At 67.6% G+C, this 25,518-nt stretch carries 26 protein-coding genes; 17 read left to right on the plus strand and 9 right to left on the minus strand.

Going from position 1 to position 25,518, the window contains the following annotated elements:
• Both TSH20_RS35450 and TSH20_RS11420 read left to right on the plus strand, forming a co-directional pair.
• Positions 1–213: hypothetical protein (locus TSH20_RS35450; RefSeq protein ID WP_211100357.1), on the plus strand; the 213-nt coding region annotated here is incomplete at its 5' end.
• Between the two features lie 369 nt (positions 214–582).
• Positions 583–1,815 carry a peptidoglycan DD-metalloendopeptidase family protein gene (locus TSH20_RS11420; protein WP_247871305.1) on the plus strand — a complete coding sequence of 411 codons (1,233 nt, stop codon included), beginning with the start codon at positions 583–585 and terminating at the stop codon, positions 1,813–1,815.
• Positions 1,816–1,856: 41 nt separating this feature from the next.
• Here the strand turns inward: TSH20_RS11420 and TSH20_RS34935 are convergent, their stop codons facing one another.
• The 4 genes from TSH20_RS34935 to TSH20_RS11435 all read right to left on the minus strand — a co-directional run bounded on the left by TSH20_RS34935 (position 1,857) and on the right by TSH20_RS11435 (position 4,702).
• Entirely contained in the window at positions 1,857–2,030 is a 174-nt protein-coding gene (locus tag TSH20_RS34935; RefSeq protein ID WP_158281987.1) for a hypothetical protein, read from the minus strand.
• Between the two features lie 89 nt (positions 2,031–2,119).
• Positions 2,120–3,079 (minus strand): GNAT family N-acetyltransferase, encoded by a 960-nt coding sequence (locus TSH20_RS11425; RefSeq protein WP_109074850.1) that lies wholly within the window; start codon positions 3,077–3,079, stop codon positions 2,120–2,122.
• A 29-nt stretch (positions 3,080–3,108) separates the two neighbouring features.
• Positions 3,109–3,969, minus strand: coding sequence for a flagellar motor stator protein MotA (motA, locus tag TSH20_RS11430; protein WP_109074851.1), 861 nt, complete (start codon positions 3,967–3,969; stop codon positions 3,109–3,111).
• A gap of 355 nt (positions 3,970–4,324) precedes the next feature.
• A complete protein-coding gene (locus TSH20_RS11435) occupies positions 4,325–4,702 on the minus strand; it encodes a hypothetical protein (protein ID WP_199231962.1) in 378 nt (125 codons plus the stop codon).
• A gap of 360 nt (positions 4,703–5,062) precedes the next feature.
• Between TSH20_RS11435 and TSH20_RS11440 the strand changes: the two genes are divergently transcribed.
• On the plus strand, positions 5,063–5,668 hold the full coding sequence (locus TSH20_RS11440) for a glutathione peroxidase (protein ID WP_109074852.1): 606 nt from the start codon (positions 5,063–5,065) through the stop codon (positions 5,666–5,668).
• A gap of 15 nt (positions 5,669–5,683) precedes the next feature.
• On the opposite strand, the gene ccmB is transcribed toward TSH20_RS11440, so the two are convergent.
• Both ccmB and ccmA read right to left on the minus strand, forming a co-directional pair.
• Positions 5,684–6,349: a heme exporter protein CcmB gene (gene ccmB / locus TSH20_RS11445; RefSeq protein ID WP_098740972.1), complete on the minus strand. Its 666-nt coding sequence runs from the start codon at positions 6,347–6,349 to the stop codon at positions 5,684–5,686.
• Positions 6,346–7,029 (minus strand): heme ABC exporter ATP-binding protein CcmA, encoded by a 684-nt coding sequence (gene ccmA / locus TSH20_RS11450; RefSeq protein ID WP_109074853.1) that lies wholly within the window; start codon positions 7,027–7,029, stop codon positions 6,346–6,348. The genes ccmB and ccmA overlap by 4 nt, the downstream gene beginning before the upstream one ends.
• A 564-nt stretch (positions 7,030–7,593) precedes the next feature.
• Between ccmA and TSH20_RS11455 the strand changes: the two genes are divergently transcribed.
• The 5 genes from TSH20_RS11455 to TSH20_RS11475 all read left to right on the plus strand — a co-directional run bounded on the left by TSH20_RS11455 (position 7,594) and on the right by TSH20_RS11475 (position 12,760).
• The gene (locus tag TSH20_RS11455; protein ID WP_247871306.1) at positions 7,594–9,273 is read left to right on the plus strand and encodes a putative transporter; all 1,680 of its coding nucleotides are present in this window, start codon (positions 7,594–7,596) and stop codon (positions 9,271–9,273) included.
• Positions 9,274–9,453: 180 nt separating this feature from the next.
• Entirely contained in the window at positions 9,454–10,260 is an 807-nt protein-coding gene (locus tag TSH20_RS11460) for an ATP-binding cassette domain-containing protein (protein WP_109074854.1), read from the plus strand.
• 85 nt (positions 10,261–10,345) lie between these two features.
• The gene (locus tag TSH20_RS11465) at positions 10,346–11,200 is read left to right on the plus strand and encodes a lysine/arginine/ornithine ABC transporter substrate-binding protein (RefSeq protein WP_247871307.1); all 855 of its coding nucleotides are present in this window, start codon (positions 10,346–10,348) and stop codon (positions 11,198–11,200) included.
• A 161-nt stretch (positions 11,201–11,361) separates the two neighbouring features.
• Positions 11,362–12,066, plus strand: a complete 705-nt coding sequence (locus TSH20_RS11470) for an ABC transporter permease (RefSeq protein WP_109074856.1) — start codon at positions 11,362–11,364, stop codon at positions 12,064–12,066.
• Positions 12,067–12,070: 4 nt separating this feature from the next.
• Complete coding sequence (locus TSH20_RS11475; protein ID WP_109074857.1) at positions 12,071–12,760, plus strand: ABC transporter permease; 690 nt, start codon at positions 12,071–12,073, stop codon at positions 12,758–12,760.
• Positions 12,761–12,818: 58 nt separating this feature from the next.
• Here TSH20_RS11475 and TSH20_RS11480 read toward each other — a convergent pair whose 3' ends face one another.
• The gene (locus tag TSH20_RS11480) at positions 12,819–13,976 is read right to left on the minus strand and encodes a penicillin-binding protein activator (RefSeq protein ID WP_109074858.1); all 1,158 of its coding nucleotides are present in this window, start codon (positions 13,974–13,976) and stop codon (positions 12,819–12,821) included.
• 104 nt (positions 13,977–14,080) lie between these two features.
• Here TSH20_RS11480 and rsmI point away from each other — a divergent pair, with 104 nt between their 5' ends.
• The 6 genes from rsmI to TSH20_RS11510 all read left to right on the plus strand — a co-directional run bounded on the left by rsmI (position 14,081) and on the right by TSH20_RS11510 (position 19,311).
• A complete protein-coding gene (gene rsmI, locus TSH20_RS11485; protein WP_247871308.1) occupies positions 14,081–14,986 on the plus strand; it encodes a 16S rRNA (cytidine(1402)-2'-O)-methyltransferase in 906 nt (301 codons plus the stop codon).
• Entirely contained in the window at positions 14,983–15,351 is a 369-nt protein-coding gene (locus TSH20_RS11490; RefSeq protein ID WP_109074859.1) for a YraN family protein, read from the plus strand. The genes rsmI and TSH20_RS11490 overlap by 4 nt, the downstream gene beginning before the upstream one ends.
• A gap of 25 nt (positions 15,352–15,376) precedes the next feature.
• Positions 15,377–16,219 (plus strand): transglutaminase-like domain-containing protein, encoded by an 843-nt coding sequence (locus TSH20_RS11495; protein WP_109074860.1) that lies wholly within the window; start codon positions 15,377–15,379, stop codon positions 16,217–16,219.
• Positions 16,220–16,248: 29 nt separating this feature from the next.
• Positions 16,249–17,202, plus strand: coding sequence for a glutathione synthase (gene gshB / locus TSH20_RS11500; protein WP_109074861.1), 954 nt, complete (start codon positions 16,249–16,251; stop codon positions 17,200–17,202).
• 426 nt (positions 17,203–17,628) lie between these two features.
• Complete coding sequence (trpS, locus tag TSH20_RS11505) at positions 17,629–18,627, plus strand: tryptophan--tRNA ligase (protein WP_109074862.1); 999 nt, start codon at positions 17,629–17,631, stop codon at positions 18,625–18,627.
• A gap of 27 nt (positions 18,628–18,654) precedes the next feature.
• Positions 18,655–19,311: a pyrrolidone-carboxylate peptidase gene (locus tag TSH20_RS11510; RefSeq protein WP_109074863.1), complete on the plus strand. Its 657-nt coding sequence runs from the start codon at positions 18,655–18,657 to the stop codon at positions 19,309–19,311.
• A gap of 24 nt (positions 19,312–19,335) precedes the next feature.
• On the opposite strand, the gene TSH20_RS11515 is transcribed toward TSH20_RS11510, so the two are convergent.
• Positions 19,336–19,710: a MarR family transcriptional regulator gene (locus TSH20_RS11515; RefSeq protein WP_109074864.1), complete on the minus strand. Its 375-nt coding sequence runs from the start codon at positions 19,708–19,710 to the stop codon at positions 19,336–19,338.
• A gap of 929 nt (positions 19,711–20,639) precedes the next feature.
• Here TSH20_RS11515 and TSH20_RS11520 point away from each other — a divergent pair.
• On the plus strand, positions 20,640–22,175 hold the full coding sequence (locus TSH20_RS11520) for an alpha/beta fold hydrolase (protein WP_247871309.1): 1,536 nt from the start codon (positions 20,640–20,642) through the stop codon (positions 22,173–22,175).
• 94 nt (positions 22,176–22,269) lie between these two features.
• Positions 22,270–23,013: an FkbM family methyltransferase gene (locus TSH20_RS11525; protein WP_109074865.1), complete on the plus strand. Its 744-nt coding sequence runs from the start codon at positions 22,270–22,272 to the stop codon at positions 23,011–23,013.
• Here the strand turns inward: TSH20_RS11525 and TSH20_RS11530 are convergent.
• Complete coding sequence (locus TSH20_RS11530) at positions 22,955–24,487, minus strand: YifB family Mg chelatase-like AAA ATPase (protein ID WP_109074866.1); 1,533 nt, start codon at positions 24,485–24,487, stop codon at positions 22,955–22,957. The genes TSH20_RS11525 and TSH20_RS11530 overlap by 59 nt on opposite strands.
• 221 nt (positions 24,488–24,708) lie before the next feature.
• On the opposite strand from TSH20_RS11530, the gene TSH20_RS11535 reads away from it, so the two are divergent.
• Entirely contained in the window at positions 24,709–25,455 is a 747-nt protein-coding gene (locus TSH20_RS11535; protein ID WP_109074867.1) for a creatininase family protein, read from the plus strand.
• Positions 25,456–25,518 lie beyond the last annotated feature (63 nt).

A 25,518-nucleotide genomic window follows, 5' to 3' on the forward strand; every position in this document is an offset into this window, starting at 1 on the left:
GAGAATTTCGGTCGAAGCCGGAAGATTAAACAGCTAAGTTGCTGTTTTCTTTATCCGTTTCTGCCGCCAGCGCCGCGCCTCAATCAGCTCCCCGCCGTCGGTGGAGCGGGTTATAGGCGCCCTCACCCAAACCACGCAAGCGCTTTTTTGCGCTTCGATGAAAAATTCCTGACGGTTCGTTTTTCACCGGAGCCTGCACCGGATTCAGTGTAAGGGAACGACCCACCAACCGCGGCGTGGCCGGCGACCGTCCGAGCGCGCCAATCCATAGTGTTCCCATAGGGTTCACCCAGAGTTCACCCCTGCGGTCTTGTGTCGGTTGACAGGGTCGGACCGGTCCAGCATCGTCCGATCTATAGGCTTAACACCTTTGGTGACGGCCATCGCCGACAGCCCGCTGGGCGGCCCTGGGGTTACAGGAGGAGGACGACGGTGCGTTCGAGGCTCTCCCGCCTTCCCACGCTCGCCTTGCTTGCCATCATCTCGGCCGGTGCGTTGACGCCTGCGACTGTTGTCGCGCGCAACGCGGATGCGCCGAATGGCCGGGTTCCCCATGCTTTCAAGCCGGCGGTGAAGCCAAACATGGGCGCGGAGAGCAACTCCGAGGCCAAGGACGATGCCGGGGACAGTGAACGCGCCATCGGACCGGTCGACCGCCACACCCTGTCCATCGGCCGCGGCGATACGCTGATGGATCTGCTGTCCACCGCCAATGTGCCGGCCAACGATGCCCACGATGCGGTGGCCGCATTGCGCGAGGTCTATAACCCACGTCGTCTCCAGGTCGGCCAGCATGTGACGGTCCTGTTCGAACCGCGTCGCGGCGGTGCCCGCAAGTTCGTCGGGTTCGAATTCGCGCCGGATCCGCTGCGGTCGGTGTCGATCGCGCGCAAGGGCGATGCCGGCTTCACCTCCAGCCAGATCGAGAAACCGGTCACGCGCAAGCCGGTGGCGGCCCAGGGCGTCATCCGCTCCAGCCTGTTCGAGGCGGGGGCCCAGGCCGGGGTGCCGATCTCGGTCATGATGGCGTTCATCCAGAACTTCTCCTACGACGTCGATTTCCAGCGCGACCTGCAGCCGGGCGACCGTTTCGAGATTCTGTATGAGAAGCTGGTCACGACGGAGGGCAAGGAGGCCGGCGAAGGCGAGCTGCTGTATGCCTCGCTGACGCTGAGCGGCGACGCCATGCCGATCTACCGCTTCAAGACCCGCGACGGGCGGATCGACTATTACAATGGCGACGGCGAAAGCATCCGCCGCGCCCTGCTGCGCACGCCCATCGACGGCGCCCGCATCACCTCCGGCTTCGGCATGCGCCACCATCCGATCCTGGGCTTCAGCAAGATGCACAAGGGCGTGGACTTCGCCGCGCCGACCGGGACGCCGATCTATGCGGCCGGCCGCGGCACCATCGAGATCGCGGAACGCAGCAGCTCCTACGGCAACTATGTCCGCATCCGCCACAACACCGAGATCTCCACCGCCTATGCCCATATGAGCCGCTTCGCCAAGTCGATCCGCCGCGGCGGGCGGGTCGATCAGGGCGATATCATCGGCTATGTCGGCACCACCGGACGGTCGACCGGGCCGCACCTGCATTACGAGGTGTTGAAGACGGGCCATCAGGTGAACCCGCGCTCCGTCGACCTGCCGACCGGCGAGAAGCTGGAGGGGCGGGAGCTTCAGGCCTTCCAGCAGGCCCGGCGGTCGATCGAGAAGATGTTCGATGACAGCCGCAGCGGCCTGCAGCTGGCGCGCACTCCGTCACCGGCGTCGGTGGAGGAAAAGGGCTGCAACAAGGCGAACAGCTGCTGACCGGCTGGTAAGCAATCCGGCGGCGGAGGCCGCCGGTGTCCCTATTCCTTGTTCATCATGTTGCGGATGGCGCCGACGAACTGGCGGGCGGTGTTCTCGTCCTCCAGCATCTTCTGCAGCTTGTCGCGGATGATCATCGCCTTCGGCCGCTGCTGCATGGCGCGTTCGATGGCGACATCGGCTTCGCCGGGCTTCAGGGGTTCGAGGTCTGACATGGCGGACATCCCGTGCGGTAAGGGCGTGTCTAGTCGGCACGCAGGTAAGGATAGCCGGAACCGTCCCGGCCATCATCAGGCAAAGCGCATCAGCGGTATTGGCCGACCGTCTCCACCGCCTCCCCGCCGGTGCCGAGCTTGAACTCGGTGACGCCGGGGGCTGTGTCGGGATTGATGCCGCCGAGATCGAGCGCGCGGACGCCATGCTGCTTCAGCTCCTGCATGGCCTTCCACAGCACCAGCCGCATGGCGCCGCTCTTGCGGCCCGACTCGTTGGCCCAACTGATCTGACTGGTGGCGCAGACACCATGGCGGAAGAACAGGCCGCAAGCGACCGGGGCGCGGCCGTCGAGCGCCGTCACCATCACCACACCGTCATTGCGGCCACCGCCCTTGACCATGGCGTTGCGCAGGCGGACGGCCAGCGGCCCGGTCATGGCACGAAAGCCCTTCTCCAGCGCCTGGTCGTGCTCCTGCTTCATCAGCCAGGGCAGATTGTCGGCCTTCCAATCGGTGTCGAGGACGAGGCCGGCCTTCTCCGCCCCGCGCAAGCGCTGCCGCCAGTCGCGGGCGAAGCCGGCGCGCATCGCCTCCTCGTTGCGGGTCAGGTCGAACCAGACCGTCTGGTAGCCCGGTCCGATCTTGCGGAAGCCGCAGCGGGCGAGCAGCGCCTCCGTCTCCGGCCCGGCGGGAAGTTCCGGCAACAGGCTGGCGCGGCTGAGCGGCGACCGCGGACAGGCGCGGCGCAGCAGGCGGAACACCGCTTCCAGCGTGGCGGCATCGGGGATCGTGCCGTCGAGCCAAAGCGGGCCGCGGTAGCATTGGCGGTCGTGGAAGACCTTCAGCATGCGGCGGTCCAGCGTCTGGACGAGGCCGATCGGCTCGCCGTCGCGGCGGATCACGCCAAGGCGCGGGACATGGCCATAGGTGCGGCCCATGGCGCGGCCATAGGCGAAGCTCTGCAGCAGGGTGGAGCGCGGAACGCGGGCGAACAGGGCGTCCCACTCGCCGACCGTTCCCTCGTTCCAGGCGATGTCGATGTCCGGCATCGGGCCCCTCCGTCGATCAGGACAACGGATTAGGCCGGCGGCAGGGCGGAGGTCGCCTCTTCCACCTGGGCGAAGGTCGGACGGTATTCCGGTTCCAGCACGTTGCGGGCGTATTCCACCGAAATGGCGGGCGCGTAGCCGGAGAGATGGGCGATCAGTCCGGTCTTCATCGCCTGATAATATTTGCCTTCCGCGTGATAGATGTTCTTCAGGCCGCTGGCGATGGGGGCGAGGAAGCCGTAGGCGACCAGAATGCCGGTGAAGGTGCCGACGAGCGCGCCGCCGATCAGCTTGCCCAGCACTTCCGGCGGCTCGGTGATCGAGCCCATGGTGTGAATCACGCCCAGCACCGCCGCCACGATGCCCAGCGCCGGCACCGCGTCGGCCACCGCCTGGATGGCGTCGGCGATGCGCTGGTGTTCGTGGTGCATCGTCTCGATGTCCTCGTCCATCAGGTCGACCAGCTCGTGCGGATTGTCCGCACCAAGCGACATCAGACGGAGATAGGTACAGAGGAAGGCGATGGCATGATGGTCGCCATAGAATTTTGGGAATTGCTGGAAGAGCGGTGAGTCTTCCGGTTTCTCGATATGCTGTTCGAGCGCCAGCAGGCCCTTGGTTTTCGCGATCTTGAAGACCTGATACATCATGGTGAGGACCTCCAGGAAGTCCTCTTTCTTGTATTTTGGTCCTTTGAACAGGTGACCCAGCTCCTTGCCGGTGTGGGTCACCACAGATTTTGGATTTGCGATGAAAAAGGCACCGGCGCCGGAGCCCAGGATGATCATGAACTCGAACGGCATCCACAGCACGCCCATGTGGCCACCGCCGAGGATGTAGCCACCGAACACGCTGAAGATCACGATGCCGAAGCCGATCATCACGAACATTCGGTCTTTCCCTCCCCGATACCGACCACGGGCCGCAAGATGCTCCCAGCCGACAGATGGCCGGACATCGGTTGAGTTTCCGTGAATCACCCGAACGGCCTACCGCCTTCGCGACAGGCCGCGCGATCCTACCGGTGCAGGCGGGTCCTGTCACGAAAGGACTGACGATCCAGGCTTTTCAACGGATGCGATGCGGACGGCGGGCAAAGGGCCTGCAGGGAGCAGGCCTTGACACGGGGCGGGACGCGCGACAAGGGCACAGGATGGTCACAGCCCGTGACAGCGGTGCCGAAACGCAAAATGCTCCGGCCGCCGGGTAAGACCGACAGCCGGAGCGCTTGGAAAACTTGGATCGTTAACGGAGCGGAATGTTCATCTGGACGCTGACGCCCGGTTGAGGGGGCGGCGGGGCATAGATGACCGCCGGCGGCGGCGCGTAGGAAGGCGCATAGACGACGCGCGGCGGGGGCGGCGGGGCCGGAACCACGACCACCGGCGGCGGCGCGCCATAGATGACGACCGGGCCGTCGTCGTGATGGTGCTTCTTCTTGTGGTGGCCCCAGGCGTGGCCGCGGCCATGCTCGCCTGGGTCGGCGAGCGACGGCGTCGACAAGGCGGCGCCGAAAGCCAGCACCGCCGTGACAGCCACCACGGCTTTGGCAGCGGCACGGGCCACCCGGCGCACGGCCGTCCGGGGCGACTGGGTGTCCTGCATGACGGCTCCGGCGTTCATCGGCCTGTTCTCCTGAAATGGGCTTGCATCGGCGACGGGAGCGGCGGCAGCCGGGCTGGCGTCCGCATACCCATTTCGATGGGATAGATTTTTATGCTCAGGCTGAGGCTCAACCGGGTGGGACATTTTTCGGGCGCTGATCGGTGGACAAGGACGGTTGCAAGGATGGCGACGATCAATCGCCGTGCATCCTTACCTATCAACTGTCGATTCACGGGCGCCGTGGCTACCCGTCCGAAAGGGGTAGGCCCGATGCGACCGGCGACCGGCCTGTCCCATCATGATCCGATAGGCGCCGGACCTCGTATCGGGCATCGTAGACGTAAGGATGCAAAGCCCTCCAACCGCCGAGCCCTACCGATGACCGTCCGAACCCGACTTCGCACCGTCGCCATGGCGGCGGTCTTTTCCGTGATGGGAGCCGCCAGCACCATGGCCGCGAGCAGCACCGCCACAAGCAACGCCGCCACAAGCAACGCCTACGACTTCACCTTCCAGGGCATCGACGGCAAGCCGCTGCCGCTGTCGCAGTTCAAGGGCAAGGCGGTCCTGGTGGTCAACACCGCCTCGCAATGCGGATTCACCCCGCAATACAAGGGGCTGGAGGCGCTGTGGCAACAATACCGTGACCGCGGGCTGGTGGTGATCGGCGTACCGTCCGACGATTTCGGCGGCCAGGAGCCGGGGAACGCCACCCAGATCAAGGATTTCTGCGAGGTCAACTACCGCATCGACTTCCCGCTGACCGACAAGACGGTGGTGTCGGGCGACAGCGCCCATCCCTTCTACCGCTGGGCGGCCGACGAACTGGGCTTCCTCGCCAAGCCGCGCTGGAACTTCCACAAATATCTGATCGGGCCGGACGGCAAGCTGGTGTCCTGGTTCTCCACCATGACAGACCCCGAGTCGGACAAGGTGCGCGAGGCGATCGAGAAGCTGCTGCCGGAAAAGGCGACGAAGTCGTAAGGGCGCGGTTGCCCCCTACTCCACTGCCTGCCGTAGGGCCGCGGCCCCGGCCCAAGGGGCGAGCGGCAGGGCGGCGGCGAGGATGCCGGCGAGAAGCAGCAGGTGCGGGCGCGGGGTCAGCCCGTTGATGGCAGCGTCGATGGCGCCGGCGCCGAAGATCAGCACGGGAATGTAGAGCGGCAGGATCAGCAGCGACAGCAGCACGCCGCCGCGCCGCGCTCCCAGCGTCAGCGCCGCCCCGATGGCGCCGATCAGGCTGAGGATCGGCGTGCCCAGGGTCAGCGTCAGCACCAGAACGCCGAACCCTTGCGCATCCATGTTCAGCAGAACGGCCAGCAGCGGTGCGGCGACGATCAGCGGCACGCCGGTGACCAGCCAATGGGCCAGCGTCTTCGCCAGCACCGCGGCCTCCAGAGGCAGAGGAGAGAGCGAGAGCAGCTCCAGCGACCCGTCCTCGTAATCGGTTTGGAACAGCCGCTCCAGCGACAGCAGCGAGGCGAGCAGCGCCGCCACCCAGATCACGCCGGCGGCGATGCGGGCGAGGATGTTCGGCTCCGGCCCGACCCCGAAGGGGAACAGCACCACGCACAGCACGAAGAACATGACGGCGATGGTGGCGTCGGACCCCTGGCGCAGGGCCAGCCGCAGGTCGCGCGCAACAAGGCGCAGAAAACGGCTCATGGCGCGGCCCCCTCTTCCTCATGGTCTTCGTCGCCGGCCTCTTCATCGTCGGCGTAGGGGGCGAACTCGTCCAGATGCAGCTCCTCGCCGCCGGGGGTGGCGATGTCGGTGTGGGTGGACAGCACGACCATGCCGCCCTGGGCGCGGTGTTCGGCGATCAGCCCCTCGAACAGGGCGATGGCGGCGCGGTCGAGCGCCACGGTCGGCTCGTCCAGCAGCCACAGCGTCGCCGGTGCCGCCAGCAGCCGGGCGAGGTTCAGCCGGCGCTTCTGACCGGCCGACAGATAGCGGCCCGGCACCCCGGCGATGTGCGGCACTCCCAGCCGGTCGAGCGCGGCCCGCGCGTTGGCGGCCGGGTCGGCGGCACCGGCCAGCGCCGCCCAGAAGGCGAGATTCTCCGCCGCGGTCAGCACCGGCTTCACCGCGTCGAGATGGCCGACATACTGCACCCGCGACCGGTGGCCGTCGGGATCCTCGGAAACCGGCACCCCGTCCCAGTCCAACGTCCCGCGCAGCGGCTTCAGCAGCCCGGCCATCACCCGCAGCAGGCTGGACTTGCCGCTGCCGTTGGGACCGAGCAGCACCAGCGCACCGCCGGGGGCGATGCGGAACTCCAGCCCGGTGAAGACCAGACGGTCGCCACGCAGGCAGGTCAGCTCTGATCCGGCAAAGACGGGCATGGGAACGGGTCGCGCTTCCGGTTGAGGGAGGCGCTGCTATAGCACAAGGGAACGGGAAAGCCTGAGCAAGAATGCTGTCGCACCCTCCCGCCGCCACCTCGCCCGAAACAACCCGCCCAAAAGAAAAGGCCACCGCGAGGGGGTTCTCGCGATGGCCTTGCGTCCGGCCGGGTCCGGCCGGTCGATACCTTGTGGAACGGCTTCCATTCGTCGCTGCGGTGGCGCTAGGGGGACGCCGCTGCGCGACCTGCGGGGCCGGTTGCTTGAGATAAGGTCTAGGGGAAGAAAATGGCAAAATTTGGATGGAGTTCGAGGAATCGGACGCCGCCCGATGACGGGCCGCATGGCTCGCAGCGCTGCACTTCCATGCGTTCGCCGCAGCGCCGGATGCCGGGATTGTCACGGCTAAAGGCCGTGCACTTGTTCTGAATCAACGCTTTGCCCGCAGTCCTGCCGCATCGTCGCGCCGTCGTCCCCAATCGAAGGGGAAGTGCCGCAGTCATCGGGGATCCCACCGAACGCGGCGGCGGTTTGCCCAAATGTGTTCAGGAAGCGAGTTGCTCCATGTCGGCTTTCGCAGACATTCTCCAGGCCATGCCGCCGATCGCGCGGGTGGTGCTCATGCTCGGTCTCGTGTCGGCGGCGGGCGTGGCGCTCGGCCATATCAAGATCCGCGGGGTCGGGCTCGGCATCGGCGGCGTTCTGTTCTCCGGCATCGCCGGCGGCCATATCGCCAAGCAGGCGGGCATCGCCTTCAACCCGGAGATGATGGACTTCATCCGCGATTTCGGCCTGATCCTGTTCGTCTACACCATCGGCATCCAGGTCGGCCCCGGCTTCTTCGCCGCGCTCCGCCGCAGCGGGCTGGCGCTGAACGGGCTGGCCCTGCTGATGGTGGGGTCCAGCATCCTGCTGACCGCGGCGCTGGTGTCGTCGGGTGCGCTGTCGCTGGGCTCCTCGCTCGGCGTGTTTTCCGGCGCGGTGACCAACGCCCCGGCGCTGGCCGCCACCCAGCAGGTGCTGACGGAGGTCGGGGCCGATGCGGCGGTGATGGCCCTGCCCGGCCTTGCCTTCGCCGTCACCTACCCCTTCGGCATCGCCGGCAACCTGCTGGCGATGGCCGCCGTCCGCATCCTGTTCCGCATCGACCCCGAGGCCGAGGCCGCCCGCTTCGAGGAGTGTCGCCGTGCCGAGGTGTCGACGCTGGAGACCATGGATCTGACCGTACGCAACCCGGAGCTTGAGGGCCGGCCGCTCGGGTCCGTCGACGCGCTGTGCGACCATGGGGTGGTCGCCTCCCGCCTGTTGCGCGACGGCACGCTTTGCGTCCCCCACAACAACACCTGCCTGAAGCTGGGCGACGTGCTGCATGTGGTCGGGCCGCGGCCGAAGCTGGAGCAGGTGCGGACCCTGCTGGGGCAGGAGTTCGACCGGCCGCTGACCACCAAGGGCACCGACCTGAAATGGGAGCGCATCGTCGTCACCAACAACGCGGTGCTGGGCAAGTCGATCGCTGCCCTGAACCTCCAGGACGCCCATGACGTGGTGGTCAGCCGCGTCAACCGGTCGGGCGTGGAGCTGGTGCCGACCCCGGCGCTGAAGCTGCAGTTCGGCGACATCCTGACGGTGATCGGCCGGCCGGACAGCCTCGCCGCCGTCGGCCGGGTCTTCGGCAACTCCGCCCGCAAGCTGCAGCAGGTGGAGATGATCCCGATGTTCCTGGGCATCGCGCTGGGCGCGGCGCTGGGCGCCATCCCGATCTTCCTGCCGGGCATGCCGGCGCCGCTGCGCCTCGGTCTTGCCGGCGGGCCGCTGATCGTCGCGCTGATCCTGGGCCGCGTCGGCCATGTCGGGCCGCTGGTGTGGTTCATGCCGCCGGCCGCCAACCTGGCGCTGCGCGAGATCGGCATCATCCTGTTCCTGGCCGTGCTGGGCATCGCGTCGGGCGACCGCTTCGTCGCCACGCTGGCGAGCGGCGCCGGCTGGCCCTGGATGATGTGGGGCGTGCTGGTGACGCTGGTGCCGCTGCTGCTGACCGGGCTGGTCGCGCGCGGGCTGATGAAGCTGAATTTCCTGACCATCTGCGGCGTGCTGGCCGGGTCGCAGACCAACCCGCCGGGGTTGGCCTACGCCAACGCGCTGGTCGCGTCGGAGGCTCCGGCACTGGCCTACGCCACCGTCTATCCGCTGGCGATGTGCCTGCGTATCCTGGGGCCGCAGATTCTGGTACTTTTGTTGTGGTAACGCACTGTTTCCGGACACAAGCGGCTTAACGTGCATTTGATGTGAAATCTGCGTTGCGAAACGTGCATGCCCCGGTCTAGCCTGTGCCGCAATGGTCATACCGATGCCTTGGCCGGCCGCCTCGGCCCGCCGCGTCGGCGCAGCTGTCCCTCGCCACCCGAACCAGCCGGTTTTTCGCGCATGCACCGTCACCCGCCAGTCAGCGAGTCCGCTCCCGCCGCCGTCGTCGTGGAGGATCTGCACAAGCGGTTCGGCGAGCTGGAGGTGCTGAAGGGCGTCTCGCTGACCGCCCGCGAGGGCGACGTCATCACGCTGATCGGCTCGTCGGGCTCGGGCAAGAGCACGTTGCTGCGCTGCATCAACATGCTGGAGATCCCGGACGACGGGCGGGTCGTCATCGGCGGCGAGGCCATCGCGCTGAAGAAGACGCGCGGCGGCGCCAGCGTCCCCGCCGACACCCGTCAGGTGGAGCGCATCCGCACCAGCCTCGGCATGGTGTTCCAGAGCTTCAACCTCTGGACCCACATGACCATCCTGCAGAACGTGATCGAGGCGCCGGTGCATGTGCTGGGCGTGCCGAAGGCGGAGGCCATCGACCGCGCCCGCATGCTGCTGGACAAGGTCGGCATCCTGGCGAAGGCCGACGCCTATCCGGTCCAGCTGTCGGGCGGCCAGCAGCAGCGCGCCGCCATCGCCCGCGCGCTCGCCATGCAGCCCAAGGTCATGCTGTTCGACGAGCCGACCTCGGCGCTCGATCCCGAGTTGGTCGGCGAGGTTCTGCGCGTCATCCGCCAACTGGCGGATGAAGGCAACACGATGATCCTGGTGACGCACGAGATGGGCTTCGCCCGCGAAGTGGCGTCCAAGGTGGTTTTCCTGCACCAGGGGCGGATCGAGGAGGAGGGGTCACCCGACAAGGTGCTGACCGACCCCGACTCGGACCGGGTGCGGCAGTTCCTCTCGCGCCATCTGTCCGGCGCGGCGTGAGGGGACGAGGCAGAGGGCAGGACCGGACCGTCAGAAACAGCCCGGCCCCGGCAGGGGCGAGAGAACGGGCGAACCGAACAGAGGAGTGTGTTCGTTGAAGAAGATCGTTTCGGCCCTGGCGCTCGGCGCCATGATGGCTGTGGCCGCGGCAGGCGCCGCCAACGCCAAGGAATGGAAGACGGTCCGCATCGCCAGCGAGGGCGCCTATCCTCCGTGGAACGCCACCGACACCTCGGGGAAGCTGACCGGCTTCGAGGTCGATCTCGGCAACGACCTGTGCAAGCGCATGAAGGTCACCTGCGAGTTCGTCGCCCAGGATTGGGACGGCATCATCCCGGCCCTGCAGCAGGGCAAGTATGACGCCATCATGTCGGCGATGACCATCACCGACGAGCGCAAGAAGGTCATCGACTTCTCGGTTCCCTACGGCACCGAGCCGTCGGTGTTCGCCGTGATGGCCAACTCGCCGCTGGCCAAGTCGCTGGCGCTCGGCGCCGACCGCGTCGACCTGAACGACCAGGGCAAGGCCAAGCCGGTGCTGGAGAAGCTGGCCGATGCCCTGAAGGGCAAGTCCGTCGGCGTCCAGGTGTCGACCATCCAGGCCGACTTCATGGACAAGCATCTGCCGAAGGTGACCATGCGCACCTACGACAAGATCGACAATGCCGGCATCGATCTCAGCTCCGGCCGCGTCGACGCCATGCTGGGCGACCGTTCGGTGGTCGAGGCGGTGGTGAAGGCCACGCCGGACAAGATGATCATCGTCGGCCCGAACTTCATCGGCGGCGTGATCGGCGAGGGCATGGGCGTCGGCCTGCGCAAGGACACCGCCGACCTGAAGGCGATGTTCGACAAGGCGATCGCCGAGGCGCTGAAGGACGGCACCGTCAAGAAGCTGAGCACCCAGCATTTCGGCTACGACATCTCCCCCACCAAATAAGGGGACCAAATAAGGCGGGCCTTCGGCTCTCCTGTCTGATCGGAACGGCGCCCGGCGGCCTTCACGGCAACCGGGCGCCAGTCGTTCCGTGATCTCCGTTCGCTGAACCCCGTACGGCCGGCCGTCCGCGCCGCGCCCGGCGGGCCTTACCGGGCGTGCCAATGCTGGAACTCCTTTCCTTCGGTCCCAACGGCTGGGGCGGACAGCTTCTGATGGGCACCGCGATGACCGTCGCGGTCGCCGTGTCGGCCTTCGCCTTCGGCATCGTCGTCGGATCGCTCGGCGCCTCGGCCAAGCTCAGCCACTCCCTGGCGCTGAACGTCCTGGCCGACTTCTACACCACCATCGTCCGCGGCATCCCCGAACTGCTGGTGATCTATCTGCTGTTCTTCGGCGGCAGCGGGGTCGCGACCTCCATTGCCGCCGCCTTCGGCTATGACGGCCGGGTCGACCTGAACGCCTTCACCATCGGCGTGCTGGCGGTCGGGCTGATCTCCGGTGCCTATTCGACCGAGGTGATCCGCGGCGCGGTGCAGTCGGTTCCCTTCGGTCAGATCGAGGCGGCGCGCGCCTGCGGGATGAGCCGCTGGCTGATCCTGCGCCGGGTGCTGGTGCCGCAGACCCTGCGCTTCGCCCTGCCCGGCCTTGGCAATGTCTGGCAGCTGACGCTGAAGGACACGGCGCTGGTGTCGGTGACGGCCTTGGCCGAGCTGATGCGCATCACCCATCTGGCGGCGGGCGCCACGCGCCAGCCCTTCCTGTTCTACAGCACCGCCGCCGTGCTCTATCTGCTGCTGACCACCATTTCGACGGCGCTGTTCAACCGCGCCGAAATCTCCGCCAATCGCGGCGTCCGGAGGGCCTGAGGCCATGAACTGGCAACTGATGTGGGACAGCCTGCCCCGCATGCTCGGCGGCCTGTCGCTGACGCTGCAGCTGATCCTGGGTTCGCTGGCGCTGGGGGCGCTGGTCGCCTTCGCCGTCGCGCTTCTGCGGCTGTCTGGCAACCGCGTGGTGGAAAAGCTGGCTGCGGCCTATGTCTTCGTCTTCCGCGGCACGCCGCTGCTGGTGCAGATCTTCCTGGTCTATTACGGGCTGGGCCAGTTCGAGTTCATCCGCGACAGCTTCCTGTGGCCCTTCCTGCGCGAGCCCTACTGGTGCGCCATCCTGGCGCTGACGCTGAACACCGGCGCCTACACCAGCGAGGTGCTGCGTGGCGCCATCCTGTCGGTGCCGCAGGGACAGGTCGAGGCGGCGCGCGCCTGCGGCATGTCGCGGGCGCTGGCCTTCCGCCGCATCGTGCTGCCGGTGGCGATCCGCCAGATGCTGCCGGCCTATGGCAACGAAGTGATCCTGATGGTCAAGGCGACCTCGCTCGCCAGCACCATCACGCTGATGGAGGTCACCGGCATCGCCCGCCGCATGATCGCCCAGACCTTCGCGGTCTTCGAGCTGTTCATCGTCGCCGGAGCGATCTATCTGGTGCTGAATTTCGTCGCCACCCGCCTGATCAAGTTCGCCGAATGGCGCCTGACCCCTTATCTGCGGGCGCGGGCGTAAGTAAGGATAGCAGTGAAAAGGCCCTCTCCCGGCTTGGGAGAGGGCCTTTTCATATCCGTCACTGCCCCAGCATCTCGAAGCTGGGCGGTGCCGGATCGACGACGCGGGCACCGGTCGGGGTGATCTCCATCACCGCCAGCCCGCGTTCGACCATGCCGTCGGCGCGCAGGCGGAACAGGCCGTCCAGACCCTCGAAGCCGTTGGGGTTGGTCATCGCTATGCGGTCGAAGGGAACTGGGCCGCCGGTGCGGGTCAGCACCGCGGCGATCGAGGTCGCGTCATAGGCCAGCGTGGCGATGCGCGGCGGCTTGCGGCCATAGACCTGCTCGAACTGCGACTCGAAGCGGGCGCGGGTCTGCGGTGCCGGGGCGGCGTAGAGCGCGCCGACCAGCGCCGGCTCCTGCCCCAGCGCCCCCTGCGAACTGTCGTCCCACAGCCCGGTGCCCAGCAGCTTGACCTGCTGCGGCTGCACGCCGTTGGCGGCCAGCGCCTGGGCGATGCCCTGGGCGCGCTGTCCGCCTTCGGCCAGCATCACCGCCTGCGGCTGCGGGGTCTCCTGCGCGACCTGCTTGGCCGGGACCGACAGGTCGGTGACCGCCGGGTCATAGCGCTCCACCTGCGTGGTCATGGCGCCGAGCCGCGGCGCGATGGCCTGCATGGCGTTGACCACCGCGTCGCCGTAGGGCGAGCGCGGCGCCAGCACGGTGAAGCGCGTCGCCCCGCGCGAGCGGGCATAGCCGGCGACGCGGCTGACCTGATCGGCCGGGACGAAGCCCATCACATAGGTGCCGTTGCCGGCCTGGGTGGCGTCGTTGGTGAAGGCCAGCACGTCGACGCCGGCATTCTGCGCAATCGGCCGCACCGCGGCGACGTCGGCGGCGAACAGCGGACCGATGATCAGGCGGGCGCCCTCGGCCAGCGCCTGGCGTGCCGCGTCGGCGGCGCCGTTCGGCGTGCCCTTGGTGTCGCGCGGCAACAGCTGCAGCCGGTCGCCGGCCATGTCGAACAGCGCCATCTGGGCGGCATCCAGCATGGACTGACCGATGGCGGCGCTCTGCCCGCTGAGCGGCACCAGGACCGCGACCTTGACCGGGCCTTGCGTCTCCGGCAGGGGAGCCTCCGGGGCCGGAACCGGTTGCGGCGCTTGTGCCACCCGCGGCGGCGCGCTTACAGTCGAACAGGCCGACAACAGGCCGGCGACCAGCAAGGCTGCCACGCCGTGACGTTTCAGACCCTGTGAGAAAGCTGTTGCCAAGCGTGCCACCAATCATCTCCACATCTGCTGAAACGGCCGCCGATACCGAAGGCGAGGCCCAAGGCATGCCCCCCAACGAGCCGGCCGAAAGTGGCGCTCAAGGTAGCCCCCTCGCCGCGCCAAGTAAACTCGCGGGCGGACTCCATGTCGTCGCTACCCCCATCGGAAACGCCGCGGACATCACGCTGCGCGCGCTCGACACGCTGAAGCGGGCCGACGCCATCGCCTGCGAGGACACGCGCGTCACCGCCAAGCTGATGGGCATCCACGGCATCCACACCCCCTTCGTCTCCTACCACGAACACAACGCCGCAAAGATGCGTCCGGTCCTGATCGAACGCATGAAAAAGGGCGAGGCCATTGCGCTGGTCACCGACGCCGGCACGCCGCTGGTCTCCGACCCCGGCTACAAGCTGGTGCGGGAGTGCGTGGCGGAGGGGGTGGCGGTGACCACCCTGCCCGGCGCCTCGGCCCCGCTGGTGGCGCTGGTGCTGTCCGGCCTGCCGACCGACCGTTTCCTGTTCGCCGGTTTCCTGCCGAACAAGAGCAGCGCGCGGCGCGCCACCGCAGGCGAGTTGAAGGGCGTGCCCGCCACGCTGGTCTTCTTCGAATCGCCGCAGCGCCTGCCGGAGTCGCTGGCCGACCTCGCCGACATCCTGGGCCCGCGCGAGGCCGCCGTCGCCCGCGAGCTGACCAAGCTGTACGAGGAGGTGCGGCGCGGCACCTTGCCGGACCTCGCCGCCCATTATGCCGAGGCCGGCCCGCCGCGCGGCGAGGTCGTGCTGGTCATCGGCCCGCCGGGAGAGGAGGCGACGCCCGGCGAAGCCGACGTCGACGCCCTGCTGCGCGAGGCGCTGACCCACCTGTCGGTGCGCGACGCCGCCGCCGACGTCGCCGCCCGCACCGGCCAGCACAAGCGCACCGTCTATGCCCGCGCGCTGGAGCTGCAGCGGGAGGAGAAGACGAAATGACCGACCTGGATGCGCGGCGCCTGCGGGCCGAAAGCCTGGGCCGCCGGGCGGAGGCGCTGTGCCGCCTGTCGCTGCGGCTGCGCGGCTACCGCATCCTGGCCAGCCGCCTGCGCACGCCGATGGGCGAGATCGACATCGTCGCCAAGCGCGGCCAAACCATCGCCATCGTCGAAGTGAAGGCGCGTGGCGACTGGGATACCGCCAACGAAGCGCTGAACGCCCGCCAGCGCGGCCGGCTGGCCCGCGCCGCCCATGCCTTCCTGGGCGCCAACCCGCGCTATGCCGGCTATGTCTTGCGCTTCGACGTGATGCTGGTTACCCCTTGGGCCTGGCCCCGTCATCTGGTCGATGCCTGGAGACTGTGAGGGGCGACATGAGAGGGCGACAGTCTTGAGCAACCGCGCGGAAGCCCGCGAAATCCTGCGCCGCATCGGCGACCAGCCGGACGACGAGATCGATCTGGCCGAAGCCGCCCTGGCGCTGGGCGCGCTTGAACTGCCGAACGCCGACCTCGCCCCCTACCGCGCCCATATCCGCGCCATCGTCGAGGATCTGGCCGCCCGTGTCGCGGCGCAGGATCCGGCCGACGACAGGCTGGAGACGCGCATCGCGCACCTGCATGCGGTGATCGGCGGGCGCCACGGCTATTCCGGCGACCACGACACCTACGACGACCTGCAGAACGCCAACCTGCTGCGGGTGATCGACCGCCGGCGCGGCCTGCCGGTGGCGCTCGGCATCCTCTATATGCATGCGGCGCGGTCGCAGGGCTGGCCGATGGTCGGGCTGAACTTCCCCGGCCATTTCCTGGTCCGCATCGAGAAGGACGGCGCCCGCGCTATTCTTGACCCCTTCAACGAGGGGCAGACCCGCAGCGTCGTCGACCTGCGCGACCTGCTGAAGGCCACCGCCGGCAGCGCCGCCGAGCTGGAGCCCGGCCATTACCAGCCGGTGTCGAACCGCGACGTGCTTCTGCGGCTGCAGAACAACATCAAGCTGCGCCACCTGTCGGCGCACGAGGTGCCGAAGGCACTGGAGGTGCTGGAGGCGATGCGCCTGTTCGCCCCGCACGAGCCGTCGCTGTGGCGCGAGACCGGCCTTCTGGAGGCCCATGCCGGCAACCTGAAGGACGCCATCACCGCGCTGGAGACCTTCATGGCGCTGACCGGCGACGACCATCACCGCCACCAGACCGCCTCGTTGATCCAGCAGTTGAAGAACCGCCTGAACTGACCCCCGTTGCAGAGGTCCGGAGACCCGTCATGAGCCTCGCCGTCGCCTTCCAGATGGACCCTATCGAGTCGATCAACATCGACACCGATTCCAGCTTCATGATGGCGCTGGAGGCGCAGAAGCGCGGCCATCGCCTGTACCACTACCATCCGCGCGACCTGATCCTGACCGGCAACCGCCTGACCGCCCGCGTGCGCGAGATGACGGTGGTGCGCCAGCGCGGCGCCCATTATACGCTGGGCGAGCCGGTGATGACCGATCTGTCGACGATGGACGTCATCCTGCTGCGGCAGGACCCGCCCTTCGACATGGCCTACATCACCTCCACCCATCTGCTGGAGCATGTGCAGCCCAAGGTTCTGGTGGTCAACGATCCGGCCGAGGTGCGCAATGCGCCCGAAAAGCTGTTCATCACCAAGTTTCCCGACCTGATGCCGCCGACGCTGATCACCAGCGACAAGCAGGCCATCCTCGACTTCCGGGCGGAGCATAAGGACATCATCGTCAAGCCGCTGTTCGGCAACGGCGGCGCCGGCGTCTTCCACCTGAAGCCCGACGACGAGAACCTGGGTTCGCTGCTGGAGCTGTTCACCCAGCTCTACCGCGAGCCGGTCATCGTGCAGAAGTACCTTCCGGAAATCCGCCAGGGCGACAAGCGCATCATCCTGGTCGACGGCGAGCCGGTGGGTGCGGTCAGCCGCATGCCGCTGGAGGGCGAGGCCCGCGCCAACTTCCATGCCGGCGGCAGCGCCCAAAAGACCGAACTGACGGCGCGCGAGCGCGAGATGTGCGCCGCCATCGGCCCGGTCCTGCGCGAGAAGGGTCTGGTCTTCGTCGGCATCGACGTGATCGGCGACTACATGACCGAAATCAACGTCACCTCCCCCACCGGCATCCAGGAGATCAACCGCCTGGACGGCGTGCAGATCGAAGCCCTGCTGTGGGACGCCATCGAGCGCCGGCGCGCGGGGAGGGGAGGATAAGGCCCGCGGGAACGCGACGAGGGCTTGTGCAATTTTTTCGGGAAGCTGAAGCCCGCATACCCTTGCGGGCAATCGGCTCCGGACTTATCTTGAACCGTGGGAGCGACGGGCTGCTACCCCGCCGCTCCCTGGTCCAGCCTTAGCCCTGGTAGAGGTCAAGCAGACGCTTGATGATCTCCAGAACAAGGACCAGAAGGGTAAGGATCTCTTTCATCCTTCATCACCTTCTTGTGTGGCGGGGGCGGCGGGTCCGCCCCCTCCCAACCACACGAACGCGGCGGTAGCATACAAGCGCATTCAATACAGCCAGGACAACTCACCCGCGACGATCCGCGCGGACAGCCGTCATGAGCGCGCCGTGCCTTGACCGGCGGACTTCGGGGGGCGATAACTGCCGCCTCCCAGAGTTTTCGAGCGAGACCACCCGTGAACCGCATTTTCTCCGGCATGCAGCCGACCCGGCAGCTTCACCTCGGCAACTATCTGGGGGCGCTGCGCAACTGGGTGGATCTGCAGAACAGCTACGAGTGCATCTTCTGCGTCGTCGACCTGCACGCGCTGACCATCGACCAGGACCCGGAAGTTCTGCGCAACAACATCCGCGAGGTCGCCGCGGCCTACATCGCCGCCGGCATCGACCCGGACAAGAACATCCTGTTCAACCAGTCGGTCGTGTCGGGCCATGCCGAGCTGGGCTGGATCCTGTCCTGCCACACGCCGCTGGGCTGGCTGAACCGCATGACCCAGTTCAAGGAAAAGGCCGGCAAGCAGAAGGACATGGCCAACCTCGGCCTGTACGCCTACCCCACCCTGATGGCCGCCGACATCCTGCTCTACAAGGCCACCCATGTGCCGGTGGGCGAGGACCAGAAGCAGCATCTGGAACTGGCGCGCGACATTGCCGGCGCCTTCAACCGCCGCTATGAGACCGAATTCTTCCCGCTGCCCGAGCCGCAGATCCTGGGCGAGGCGACGCGGGTGATGAGCCTGCGCGACGGCAAGAAGAAGATGTCGAAGTCGGACGAGTCCGAATATTCGCGCATCAACATGACCGACGATGCCGACACCATCGCGCAGAAGATCCGCAAGGCCAAGACCGACCCGGAACCCCTGCCGGAGACGGTGACCGAGCTGGAAGCCCGCCCCGAGGCCGACAACCTCGTCACCATCTATGGCGCGCTGGCCAGCCAGTCGCGCGAGCAGGTGCTGGCGCAGTTCGCCGGTGCCCAGTTCTCCGACTTCAAGAAGTCGCTGGTCGATTTGTCGGTGGACAAGCTGGCGCCGATCACCACCCGCATGAAGGAGCTGCTGGCCGACAAGGCGGAGATCGACCGGCTGCTGAAGAAGGGCGGCGAGCGCGCCTCCGCCATCGCGGAGAAGAACCTGAACGACGTGAAGGACATCATCGGCCTGCTGCGGCCGTAAGGATGTGACTGTAAGGATGCCTTGCCCGTGACGGCTCCCATCCTGCTCACCGGCTTCGCGCCGTTCGGGACCCTCCCGGACGGCGAGCCGGCCCCTGATTCAGACCATTCCTGGGCGGCCGATCCGACCGCTCTGCTGATGGACCGGCTGGCGGGGGAGCCGGGGGTCGTCACCGCCACCCTGCCCCGTCTCTATGACGTCTGCGGCGACGCCTTCGCCGAGCTGCTGGCGGAACACCAGCCGCTGGCGGCGCTCGGCTTCGCCTGCCTCGAGTCGAGCGATTACATCCGGCTGGAACGTCTGGCCTGGAACCGCGACGAAAGCCCGCTGCCCGATGCCGCCGGCACAGTGCGGGAACACGCCGACATCGTCCCCGACGGGCCGACCGCCTATGGCAGCACCCTGCCGGTGCCGCGGGTGATGCGGGAAATGTCGATGGCCGGGCTGCCGGTGACCTTCGGCGACTTCTCCGGCGGCTTCCTCGGCAACCATCTGTTCTACCGGGCGCGCCACATCATCGAGAGCGCCGACCTGGATATCCCCTACGGCTTCTTCCACATGCCGCCGCTGCCCGAACGGGCCAAGGAATTACGGCGGTTCGGCGGTCTGGCACTGGAGCGGCAGGAGTTGGCGGTGCGCACACTGGTGGGAATGCTGCGCACGGCGCTGAACGGGATCGCTTAGCTACAAAAATCAGGGCTGCGAAAATCAGGCTGTCTTGGCGGCGCGGCGCTGCTCGGGCGGGTTCACGATGGCGCGCAGCGCGTCCAGGAACTCACGGCCCTTGTCGGTCAGGGTGACGATCTTGCGGCGACGTTCGCGCGGGTCTTCCTGCGCCTGCACCAGATCGAGGCCGGCCTTGCCGAAGCTGTGCCAGCGGCTGAGCGCCGCAACGTTGCGCGACGCGGAGGATTGGGCGATGCCCAGGCGTTCCGCCAGTTCGCCGATGGAGATGCCTTCGCTCTGCGCGATGGTCATGAAACTCAGCGCATACTGGATGGGCAGATCGGGGTCGAGCTTGCGGAACGCCTCAAGCACCTGGACGACGGTAAGGACCTCGTCATGACGAACGCGGGCCGGCATTCAGCAGGTCTCCGCGGCGCCGCGCGCTATGCAGCGCGGGAGGGTGGTCCCCAACGGGCCGGTGTGTAGATGATGTTCAGGCGTCCAAGCCATAGGATGACTTCCCCGTTCTCACGCCGCAGGTCGAAGGACCCGGCCGGCGATGCCCAGCGGGCGTGTTCAACGAAGAGACGGTGACCGCAAAAACCCAGAAAGACACACATGGGATCCTCTCGATATCCGGAATTCACGTTCGAAGGGTGCGGGAAGAAGGCGGGCCGGCTGGGCATGGTTGGCGGCCATATGGGCGGCCCACTTGGCGGCGGTGATGGCCGGATCGCCCGATCGGCGAGTCCAGGCGGTGGTTACGATGGCTTTCATCGATACTCTCCAGGGGTTGAGTGATGCCGGCGTGAGAGGCCGGCGGATCCGGTATCGCTGCTCAGCGATACGGTTGCAAGGTCAAAAATGTCCGCGCGTCCGATAGGTTCCGATCGCGGATGTGAAAAGGCGGAAGAGGGCGGCCGAGCGGAGGCTCTTCTCCATCCGTCGCCTCCCCGTCCGCCAGTCCGATGTCGCGCCGCAGGTGGTCGCACAATCGGCCCGGTCCGGAGGATGCCCCGGAATCGAGCCAGCGGCTCTGCATCGCCGTCCACAAGGTCGGCATGATCTGCTCCTGAGAAAGAGAGGCTCCGTCCGTCGGGCCTCTGGTGGCGAAATAATTCCGTGTGCGGATGTGTTCCGTCAACCTGTCCGTCCGTCAATGGCGTGATCTTTGCCGCACGGCTGTTGCAGATCAGCATCACCTATCGGCCGTTTTGCCGCCGTTCGGCTATCGGTCGGGATGGCGCCGGGCGCCTCTGGACAAGCGAAGGTCGCTCGGTCAAACACAAAGCCGCCGCCCAAAACCGTCTGCGGTACTCCATCCATCAGGTCCAGGTCGTCCGTCCGTGTCCATCCTCTCCTCTCCCGCATGGCCGATAGCGGTGCGCTCCGCCCGCAAGCTGCGGGCTGCGCTCGCGGCGGTTGCCGTGGTGATGGGTGCGCTGTTGGCCATGCCCGCGGTGGCGGAGACCCGCTTCACCCCTGGCCCCTGCTGGTTCACCGTTCCCGACGGAGAAGCGGCGCTGTGCGGGACGGTGGCGGTGCCGGAACGCCGCGACCGCGCCAACAGCCGCAGCCTGCGCCTGCCGGTCGCCGTGCTGCTCAGCACCGCGCGCCAGCCCGACCCGGACCCCGTCCTGTTTCTGGAGGGTGGTCCCGGCGCCTCCCCCTTCGGCACCGGCGAGGCGACGGAAGAGCGGATGGAGGTGTGGTGGGAGCTGTCGGCGCCCTTCCGCCGCACCCGCAACCTGATCCTGTTCGACCCGCGCGGCGTCGGCCGGGCGGAGCCGGACACCGATTGCCCGGAGCTGGACGCCGTCGACGCCCGCGGCAGCCGGCCGCAGACGCGCGAGCAGCGGTCGGCGGCGGAACGCTCCGCAATCAGCGCCTGCATCGCGCGGCTGGAGGCGGCCGGGCTGGATACCACGCAGTTTTCCACCCCCGTCGCGGCGGAGGATGCGCTGGACATTGCGACGGCGCTGGGCGCCCAGCGCGTGAACCTGTTCGCGGTGTCCTACGGCACGCGCGTCGGGCTGGAGATCCTGCGGCGGCAGGGCGGCCGCGTCCGCACCGCCGTGTTCGACAGCATCTACCCGCCCGACGTCAACGCGCAGGAGGAGACGGCCGGGCTGGCCCAGCGTGCCTACCGCCGGCTGTTCGACGACTGCGCCGCCAACCGGACCTGCCGCTCCGCCTTTCCCGACCTGGAGAAGCGCTTCCTCTCCCTGGTCGAACGGCTGGACCGCAATCCCGTCGACATCGTCGTCGGCGATCATGAGACGCGCCGTGCCCTGCGGCTGACCGGCGGAGCGATCATCGCCGCCGGGCTGGAGGCGATGGCGATCAGCGAAGCGGTGCCGGCATTGCCGATCATGCTCGACCGCGCCATCCGCGGCCAATACGCCACCCTTGCCGAATGGGCGCCGACCAACTGGCTGGGCGATCCGGAGGTCGCCGACGGGCTGGCCTTTTCCGTCGAATGCCGTGAGTCGGTCAACACCGCCGATCCGCAGAAGCGCGCCGACAACGCCCGCCGCTATGCCCCCTATGGGCTTGTCGCCGCCGACGATCCGGGCCGGCGCGTCTGCCGTCTCTGGCCCGCCGGCCATCAGGAACCGGCCGAGCGCCTGCCGGTCGCCAGCCCGGTGCCGGTCCTGCTGCTGTCCGGAGCCTACGACCCCGTCACCCCGCCGGACTGGGGCGACCGTGCCGCCGCCACCCTGCCGAAGAGCCGCCATCTGGTCTTCCGCGCCGCCAGCCACATCGTAACATCCAGCGAAGACTGCGCCATGGCCGCCGCCGTGACCTTCGTGGAGCAGGAGTCGGTGCCGGCGACCGTCTGTCCGGGGGCGAGCAAGCCGCCGGTGTTCGAGGGGCCGTAAGTTCAGGGAAGAGCAGATAGATAAAGATCAAGAAGCATAACACTAAGAAAATAAAAATTTGCAATTAATGGGTGGGGAAATGGGAAAATAAAAAATGATCAAGTTAGACCGCATTTGCGAACACACATTCTTTTCTTTGATCAATGAAAACTCTGTTGTGGTCGATTTCGGCTGCAACGAGGGAAAATTCGCGCACGCCGTCATCGAGCGGTATGGCTGCAAGGTCTTTTCAGCCGAGCCTGTTCCCGAATGTGCCGAACAGATCGCCCGACATCCCAGGCTGACGCTTCAGCAGGTTGCGATTTCCGGCGCATCGGGCAGCCTGGACATCCATGTCTATCCGGACCGCTGTGCGAGCGGCTTCAACCGTTCTCCGGCAGAACAGGCGATTCGGACCATCCGGGCCGAAGCCATGACCCTGGCGGAGTTCCGGCGCCGCTGCGGCATCGGCCGCATCGCCTTGTTGAAGGTCGACATCGAGGGTGCCGAATTGGACATGTTCGCGGCCGCTGCGGATGAGGAATTTTCGGACATCGACCAGATCACCGTCGAATTCCACGACTTCTTCTATCCCGAAATGCGACCGGCGGTGGAGGCGGTGAAACAGCGGATGCGGTCCCTGGGATTCCATATGTTGCCATTCTCCCTGGACAACACCGACGTCCTCTTCGTCAATCGCCGGGCCGCGGTGAACTGGCAGAACCGGCTGTGGGCCGGCACCGTGGTGAAATATGGCCGCGGGCTCGAACGGCGGTTGCGGCAGATGATCGGCCGGACCGCTACCGCCCCGGCGCGATCCGCCGGTAGCTCAGCGCCTCGGCGATGTGGCGACGCTTGACCCCCTCGACCCCGTCCAGATCGGCCAAGGTCCGCCCCACCCGCATCACGCGGTGGTAGCCGCGGGCCGACAGCTTCAGCCGCTCCGCCGCCTCGGTCAGCAGGGCGCGGCCGGGGGCGTCGGGGGAGGCCACCTTCTCCAGAAGTTCGCCATCGGCCTCGGCATTCGTCCGCACAGCCCGGCCGGCCGGGTAAGGACCGAAGCCGCCATAGCGTTCCGCCTGGATGGCGCGGGCGACGGCGACGCGGGCGGCGATGTCGGCGCTGCCCTCCGCCGGCGGCGGCAGGCTGAGGTCGGCCGGGCTGACCGCCGGCACGTCGATGTGCAAGTCGATACGGTCGAACAGCGGCCCACTAATTTTAGATTGATAATCTGCTGCACATTTCGGCGCCCGCGCGCAGGCGAGCGAGGCATCGTCGAGATGGCCGCAGCGGCAGGGGTTCATCGCCGCCACCAGTTGCACGCGCGCCGGATAGGTTACATGATGGTTGGCACGGCTGACCACCGCCTTGCCGGTCTCCAGCGGCTGGCGCAACGCCTCCAGCAGGGCGCGGGGAAACTCCGGCAGTTCGTCGAGGAAGAGAACGCCCTGGTGCGCCAGGGAGATTTCCCCCGGCTTGGCCCGCGTGCCGCCGCCGACCAGCGCCGGCAGGCTGGCGGACTGGTGCGGCGCGCGGTAGGGGCGCTGGCGCAGCAGACGCCCGCCCTCCAGCAGCCCGCCGACGCTGTGAATCATCGACACCTCCAGCGCCTCCGCCGGGTCGAGCGGCGGCAGCAGGCCGGGCAGGCGGGCGGCGAGCATCGACTTGCCGGAACCGGGCGGCCCGATCATCAGCAGGTTGTGCGATCCGGCGGCGGCAACCTCCAGCGCGCGCTTGGCGGTCTCGTTGCCCTTCACGTCGCGCAGGTCGGGCGGCGGCGCGTCCTGTTCCTGCAGCCGCGGCTTGGGCGGGGTCAGCACCTGGGTGCCCTTGAAATGGTTGATGAGGGCCAGCAGGTTGGCCGGCGCCAGCACGTCCAGATCGGGACCGGCCCAGGCCGCCTCGCCGCCGCAGACCGCCGGGCAGATCAGGCCGCGGTCGTTGGCCAACGCGTCGATGGCGGCGGGCAGCACGCCGGCCACCGGGGTCAGCGCGCCGTCCAGCGCCAGTTCGCCCAGCGCCACATAGCGGGCGATCTCCGCATCCGGCAGAACCCCCATCACCGTCAGCAGGCCGAGCGCGATCGGCAGGTCGAAATGGCTGCCCTCCTTCAGCACGTCGGCGGGGGCAAGGTTGACGGTGATGCGCTTGGCCGGAAGCGCCAGCCCCAGCGCATGCAGCGCGGCACGCACCCGCTCCCGGCTTTCGCCCACCGCCTTGTCGGGCAGGCCGACGACGGTGAAGGCGACGATTCCGCCGGACATCTGGACCTGGACGTCGATCCCCAGCACCTCGATGCCCTGGAACGCCACCGTGTTGACGCGCGCAACCACAACCGCACCCCGAAACAGACGCCCGAGCGGGCAAATTGCACGCGATTGTAGTCATCGCCGGAGCAATGCGCCAGCGCGGGATGAGAGCGGTCATCGTCACGGCCCCGTCATGCCCGCCCGGCGCAGGGAGCGGTTGTCGCGGCCGTTTGGCCGCCTAACATGAGGGCCAACGCATTCCCGGCCGCATTCCCGGCACGCATCGTCGAAAAGGATCCGCCACCGTGCAGCTTCACCTGAGCACCTGGGCCGAGGTCGAAACCTACCTCAAGACCTCCAAGGGCATCATCATGCCGATCGGCTCGACCGAGCAGCATGGGCCGAACGGGCTGGTTGGCACCGACGCCATCTGTGCCGAGGTCATCGCCAAGGGCGTCGGCGACGCCACCGGTGCGCTGGTCGGCCCGACCATCCCGGTCGGCATGGCCGTGCACCATATGGAATTCCCCGGCTCGATGACGCTGAAGCCGTCGACGCTGATCGCCCTGCTGCGCGACTATGTCGGCTCGCTGGCCGAACACGGGTTCGAGCGCTTCTTCTTCGTCAACGGCCATGGCGGCAACATCGCCACCGTTCGCGCCGCCTTCTACGAGATCCATGCGGAGAACCGGGCGCTGCGCGGCCGCGACGCGCCGGACCTGCGTTGCGCCCTGGTGAGCTGGTGGGAGAATGGCGAGGTCGCCCGCCTGTCGCGTGAGCTGTACCAGGGCAAGGAGGGCTCGCACGCCACCCCCAGCGAGGTGTCGCTGACCCAGTACGCCTATCCCGACTCGATCAAGACCGCGGCGCTGGAGCCGGAACAGGCGCCGGCCGGCGGCTTCCACGACGCCCGCGACTTCCGCCGCCGCTATCCCGACGGCCGCATCGGCTCCGCCCCCGGTCTCGCCCGTCCGGAGCATGGCCGGCAGCTGTACGAGGCGGCGGTCGCCGCCATCGCCACGCAGTACCGCAGCTTCCTGGCGGAGCAGTAAGGGGCGTCACGCGGTCGCATGGTGGCGGGGCTTCTTCGCCCCGCACGTTGATTCGGCGGTCGG

It is taken from the genome of Azospirillum sp. TSH20 (genome assembly GCF_003115935.1).
Classification (GTDB): domain Bacteria; phylum Pseudomonadota; class Alphaproteobacteria; order Azospirillales; family Azospirillaceae; genus Azospirillum.

What these genes read in the sequence shown, in the direction of transcription:
- TSH20_RS11420 (WP_247871305.1), top strand. Translation starts at nt 583, where the DNA reads ATGGGCGCGGAGAGCAACTCCGAGGCCAAGGACGATGCCGGGGACAGT.
- TSH20_RS34935 (WP_158281987.1), bottom strand. Translation starts at nt 2,030, where the DNA reads ATGTCAGACCTCGAACCCCTGAAGCCCGGCGAAGCCGATGTCGCCATC.
- TSH20_RS11425 (WP_109074850.1), bottom strand. Translation starts at nt 3,079, where the DNA reads ATGCCGGACATCGACATCGCCTGGAACGAGGGAACGGTCGGCGAGTGG.
- motA (WP_109074851.1), bottom strand. Translation starts at nt 3,969, where the DNA reads ATGTTCGTGATGATCGGCTTCGGCATCGTGATCTTCAGCGTGTTCGGT.
- TSH20_RS11435 (WP_199231962.1), bottom strand. Translation starts at nt 4,702, where the DNA reads ATGAACGCCGGAGCCGTCATGCAGGACACCCAGTCGCCCCGGACGGCC.
- TSH20_RS11440 (WP_109074852.1), top strand. Translation starts at nt 5,063, where the DNA reads ATGACCGTCCGAACCCGACTTCGCACCGTCGCCATGGCGGCGGTCTTT.
- ccmB (WP_098740972.1), bottom strand. Translation starts at nt 6,349, where the DNA reads ATGAGCCGTTTTCTGCGCCTTGTTGCGCGCGACCTGCGGCTGGCCCTG.
- ccmA (WP_109074853.1), bottom strand. Translation starts at nt 7,029, where the DNA reads ATGCCCGTCTTTGCCGGATCAGAGCTGACCTGCCTGCGTGGCGACCGT.
- TSH20_RS11455 (WP_247871306.1), top strand. Translation starts at nt 7,594, where the DNA reads ATGTCGGCTTTCGCAGACATTCTCCAGGCCATGCCGCCGATCGCGCGG.
- TSH20_RS11460 (WP_109074854.1), top strand. Translation starts at nt 9,454, where the DNA reads ATGCACCGTCACCCGCCAGTCAGCGAGTCCGCTCCCGCCGCCGTCGTC.
- TSH20_RS11470 (WP_109074856.1), top strand. Translation starts at nt 11,362, where the DNA reads ATGCTGGAACTCCTTTCCTTCGGTCCCAACGGCTGGGGCGGACAGCTT.
- TSH20_RS11475 (WP_109074857.1), top strand. Translation starts at nt 12,071, where the DNA reads ATGAACTGGCAACTGATGTGGGACAGCCTGCCCCGCATGCTCGGCGGC.
- rsmI (WP_247871308.1), top strand. Translation starts at nt 14,081, where the DNA reads ATGCCCCCCAACGAGCCGGCCGAAAGTGGCGCTCAAGGTAGCCCCCTC.
- TSH20_RS11490 (WP_109074859.1), top strand. Translation starts at nt 14,983, where the DNA reads ATGACCGACCTGGATGCGCGGCGCCTGCGGGCCGAAAGCCTGGGCCGC.
- gshB (WP_109074861.1), top strand. Translation starts at nt 16,249, where the DNA reads ATGAGCCTCGCCGTCGCCTTCCAGATGGACCCTATCGAGTCGATCAAC.
- TSH20_RS11515 (WP_109074864.1), bottom strand. Translation starts at nt 19,710, where the DNA reads ATGCCGGCCCGCGTTCGTCATGACGAGGTCCTTACCGTCGTCCAGGTG.
- TSH20_RS11525 (WP_109074865.1), top strand. Translation starts at nt 22,270, where the DNA reads ATGATCAAGTTAGACCGCATTTGCGAACACACATTCTTTTCTTTGATC.